Annotated in this window: 2 protein-coding genes; one reads left to right on the top strand and one right to left on the bottom strand. The window is 33.4% G+C overall.

All coding sequences use genetic code 11. The annotated features are described in order from the left end of the window. Positions 1-59: 59 nt before the first annotated feature. Positions 60-356, bottom strand: a complete 297-nt coding sequence (locus HRT72_12225; GenBank protein NQY68470.1) for an SDR family NAD(P)-dependent oxidoreductase — start codon at positions 354-356, stop codon at positions 60-62. Positions 357-551: 195 nt separating this feature from the next. On the opposite strand from HRT72_12225, the gene HRT72_12220 reads away from it, so the two are divergent. Next, on the top strand, positions 552-1,699 hold a 1,148-nt coding region (locus tag HRT72_12220), incomplete at its 3' end, for a DUF5106 domain-containing protein (GenBank protein ID NQY68469.1).

Below are 1,699 nucleotides of genomic sequence, written 5' to 3'. Positions count from 1 at the left end.
TTCTTCTTGTTGTGAAAACCGTTGGTGACAATTCTCGCATTCAAATTTTCTAAAAAATCTCATACTCTATCCGTGTTCTGCTTTATTTTTATCCCAACAGCTGCGACATAACTGTCCCTTAACCTTCCATTTAGTTTTTGGATTGCCTCTGAAGCTTTTTCATCAATAGAAGCAAAATCTGAAATATCGAATTGAAGGTATTCAGCTCCTATTTGCTTCGCCACTTTGATAAGCTTGGTCTCATCTCTACCAGTTATTAGAACTATGGCACCATTTTCAATAAGTATTTTAGCCGTAGCTTTTCCTATTCCGGAGCTACCTCCTGTTACTAGAATTTTCTTATTTTTCAGTTCCATATTATTGAATAAACCAAGATGGTGCGCGAAGATAGTGATTATAATAATGTTGTTTAGCCACCATTTCTCAATACATCAACAACTAATCCACAATATTATCCGGCTCTGTCAGTTAATTTTATTATTCAATTAAGCTGTTGTATTTTTGGCTCTCTTTTTGCAAGTATAGTCTCACATCTTATTAAAGAAGTATTTATGAAAATCAATGTTAGGATAGTATTTCCAATAATTCTATTAATCAATCTATTAGGCTTAAACGCATCCGCAGAAAAGAATACTGGGTACGAACTAAAATTTGAGATTGATGGTCTTGCCTCCGACACCGTTTACCTAGTTAATTACCAAGGCAATAAAATAATGTACTTCGATACAACCGTAGTAGATACAAAAGGACAATTCGCTTTTAAAAACACAAAGAAATTAAAAGTTGGAATGTATGGACTCTTCTATAACGGAAGAATCCTTCTTCAATTTATTGGAAAGGAAACCAGTATGAAGATAGTAACCGACACTTTAAATTATATAGGCAATATTTCTGTAGAAGGATCCGAAGAGAACCAAACGTTATATGGTTTTTTTCAATTTGCTGGCAAGTCTAATAGAGACTCTCAATCCCTTAGAAAAAAGTTGAAATCTGCTAAAAAAGGTTCGGATAATGCAAAAGAGATTAAAGAAGAATTAGAAAAAATGCATGATGCATTTGATGAATATCGAAATAATATTATTGATAATAAAAAAAATCTATTTGTATCTACCTTACTTAAAGCTCGCATTGAACCTACTATTCCCAAAACACCTCTATTAGAAAACGGCAAGAAGGATTCCACATTTGCATATAGATATTTCAAACGCCATTACTTCGACAACATTGATTTGTCGGATAGAAGGTTATTCAGAACAGATATAATGCATGATAAAGTTTTCTATTATTTGGATAAACTAACTCCAATGCAACCCGACTCTATTATTAAAAGCGTTGATGTAATTCTAGAAGGCACCAAAGAAGATTCCATTACATTTCGCTATTTCGCTTCAAAACTCTTATATCGTTACGATACATCAAAGGTTGTTGGAATGTCTAACGTCCTATTTCATATAGGTAATAAGTATTACTTAAAGGACAAAGCATACTGGATGGACTCTACGCAAATGGCTAAGGTTGTTAAGCGAGTTGAAATGTTGCGCTACAATCAAATTGGAAATCAGGCGATTGATTTAAGATTGCAAGATATAGATGGTAATACTAGAACTATTTCTGAAATTAAATCTGAATTCACCATTTTGTTTTTCTTTGATGCGAGCTGCGGACATTGTAAGAAAACGGCTCCCAAGCTGCTTGATTT

This window comes from Flavobacteriales bacterium, from assembly GCA_013214975.1.
Classification (GTDB): domain Bacteria; phylum Bacteroidota; class Bacteroidia; order DT-38; family DT-38; genus DT-38.
The sequence above is the reverse complement of the archived record's forward strand: the minus strand, read 5'-3'. Positions and strand labels throughout refer to the sequence as shown.

Excerpts from the sequence above, each read along its gene's own strand:
- HRT72_12225 (NQY68470.1), bottom strand. The coding sequence starts at position 356 with ATGGAACTGAAAAATAAGAAAATTCTAGTAACAGGAGGTAGCTCCGGA.